General features: G+C 65.0%; 4 protein-coding genes. 2 read left to right on the forward strand and 2 right to left on the reverse strand.

The genetic code is table 11. The features are described from left to right. The first annotated feature begins 186 nt into the window (after window positions 1-186). Window positions 187-882 carry a M50 family metallopeptidase gene (locus tag Q0654_RS10540; protein WP_298853556.1) on the forward strand — a complete coding sequence of 232 codons (696 nt, stop codon included), beginning with the start codon at window positions 187-189 and terminating at the stop codon, window positions 880-882. 157 nt (window positions 883-1039) lie between these two features. Here Q0654_RS10540 and Q0654_RS10545 read toward each other — a convergent pair whose 3' ends face one another. After that, window positions 1040-1312 (reverse strand): RnfH family protein, encoded by a 273-nt coding sequence (locus Q0654_RS10545; protein WP_343230136.1) that lies wholly within the window; start codon window positions 1310-1312, stop codon window positions 1040-1042. Between the two features lie 100 nt (window positions 1313-1412). After that, complete coding sequence (locus Q0654_RS10550; RefSeq protein WP_298853561.1) at window positions 1413-1841, reverse strand: type II toxin-antitoxin system RatA family toxin; 429 nt, start codon at window positions 1839-1841, stop codon at window positions 1413-1415. A gap of 88 nt (window positions 1842-1929) precedes the next feature. Here Q0654_RS10550 and smpB point away from each other — a divergent pair, with 88 nt between their 5' ends. Continuing rightward, window positions 1930-2418, forward strand: coding sequence for an SsrA-binding protein SmpB (gene smpB / locus Q0654_RS10555; RefSeq protein WP_298853564.1), 489 nt, complete (start codon window positions 1930-1932; stop codon window positions 2416-2418). Window positions 2419-2515 lie beyond the last annotated feature (97 nt).

Consider the following 2515-nt stretch of genomic DNA (forward strand, 5'->3'; position numbering starts at 1 on the left):
CATTGGCGGGAAACTGGTCAGGTTTGTTGGCTTCGTGCGAAACCAACACGGGCTCAAACTTGACCAGGTCCGCCTTAGAAATCAGTGGTCAGCGGCGATCAGAGTTGTCGGCGGTGAACAGCTGCTTCTCCTCCGAGAAGCCCCCATTCGCCAGCGCCCTACGTGTGGATAGCCGCACTCGCGTCCATGATCCTGTTCGCGGTCGACACCTGGTGGCCACAGCTCGGCTGGATCGCGCGGCCGCTCGTCTGGTTGGGCACGCTGTTTCACGAGCTCGGCCACGGCATCGCCGCGATCGCGCTGGGCGGCGAGTTCGTGCAGCTGGCGATCTACGCGGATGGTTCGGGCGTCGCTGTGCATCGCGGTGCGTATTCGGGGCTCGATCGGGCTCTGATCGCTGCCGCCGGGCCGCTGGGTGCGCCGCTGGCCGGGCTGGCCTTCTTCCTGGCGCTCGGGCATCGGCATGCAGCGCGTTTGCTGCTGGCGGTCCTCGCGATGTTTCTTGCGTTGGCGATTCTGCTCTGGGTGCGGAACCTGTTCGCATTCGGCTTCGTGGCCGCGCTGACGCTCGGGCTGGCGTGGGTTGCATGGCGTGGTGATGACAGGGTGGTGCTTGCCGTGACCGCGTTCGTCGCCGTGGAGATGAGCCTGTCGGCGTTCACCCGCGTCGACTATCTCTTCAGCGCGGGTGCAAACACCGGCGCTGGCGCCCTGCCCTCCGACACCGCGCAGATCGCGCAGGCGCTCGGGTTGACCTACTGGATCTGGGGAGCGCTGCTGGCGCTGGTATCGCTTGGAATCGTCGCACTCGGCCTCTGGCGCGCGATTCGGCTGGGGCGCGGAGATGCGGTGGCGCAGTCAAGTTCGCCACTACTGCAGTAATCCTCGGCGTGGATACACCGCGGGTTTCCCGCTGTGCGTGTCAAGTTGACCGGAGCCTTGCCCCACGCACGGGAGCCTTACAGGCTGATAACCGGATGGGAGCTCGGGCGTGCTGCGCATGGGCGGGGCCTCGCTTCCCAGACCGTGGATCTGCTGACTACTGCTGCGCCGCGCGCTTGCGGCGGGCGTCTTTTGGATCGATCAGCAACGGTCGGTAGATTTCGACCCGGTCGCCATCGCGCAACGGACGATCGGGTGCTACGGGATGGGCGAATACGCCGAGGTCCGGCTCGGCTGACGCGAGCTCGGCGACCCGTCCGCGCAGGCCTGACGCTTCGAAAGCCTGCAATGCGGTGGATCCAGGCGCGAGACGCAGGCTCACTCGCCAGGCGCGCTCGGGACGGGCGTAGACGACCTCAATGGCTAGCAGCGTGGGCTCGATTGATGCGACTGCCACAGACTCCTCGGAAGTCTGGGTGGCGGCATCACAGACCTGCTGATCCGCCACACCCACCCTCGCCTCTTTGTCCTCAGCCACCGCGCTGCGCCTCACGAACGAAGTCGTCCACCATGCGATCGGCCAAGCCTTGAAACCCGATCGCCAGTGCGCTGCCCACCAGGCGACCAGCGGTCTCGAAGTTGAGGTTCAGCGCTACTTTGCTGGCGTCTTCCGCGAGCTCCGTGAAGATCCAGGAGCCGCTCAGCCTGGTGAAAGGCCCTTCGACCAGCTGCAGCTCGATGCGCTGCGGACGCTCGAATCGGTTGCGGGTCGTGAAGGCTGTGCGCAGGCCGCCCATCTTCAGCTCCAAGCGGGCCAGCATTTCGATGTTGGAGCGCTCCAGAATCCTCGCGCCCTCGCACCAGCCGAAGCGCTGCGGGTAGGCCTCGACCTCGTTGACCAGGTCGAACATATGCGAGGCGGGCCGGCGCACGAGTGCACTGCGGGCGATCTGGGTCATGAAGGCGGGTGCAGAACTCGGTAGGCGTGGGGCTCGCCGTGGCCGTCCGCCTGAGCCACAATCGCGGGTTCGAGCGTTGGACCAGGCCATGAGCAAGAAGAAGAGCAAGGATAGCGGAACCGGCACGATCGCCCTCAACAAGAAGGCGCGCTTCGAATACTCGCTGGAGGACCGCTACGAAGCCGGCGTCGAACTGCAGGGCTGGGAGGTCAAGGCCCTGCGCGCCGGGCGCATCAGCTTCAACGAGAGCTATGCCATCGTCCGCGGCGGCGAGATCTTCCTGTTTGGTGCCCAGATCACGCCGCTCAACTCGGCATCGACGCATGTCCTGGCCGATGACCGCCGCACCCGCAAACTGCTGCTGCACAAGCGCGAGATCAACAAGCTGGTGGGGGCGGTCGAGCGCGAAGGCTACACACTCATCCCCACCGCGCTGTACTGGAAGAACAACCGGGTGAAGTGCGAAATCGCGCTGGCTGAAGGCAAGAAGGAACACGACAAGCGTGCGGCCAGCAAGGAGCGCGACTGGCAGCGTGACAAGCAGCGGGTGATGCGTCGTCACAATCCCAGCGCCTGAGGAAACGCTGAGTAATTCGAGGTTGTCGCGCACCATGGAGGTCGTGTCTTGCCCCCAGGTTCTTGGACCCGATGGAATGTTAGACAGCCATCGAGGA

It is taken from the genome of uncultured Aquimonas sp., assembly GCF_937888285.1.
Lineage (GTDB): Bacteria > Pseudomonadota > Gammaproteobacteria > Xanthomonadales > Xanthomonadaceae > Aquimonas.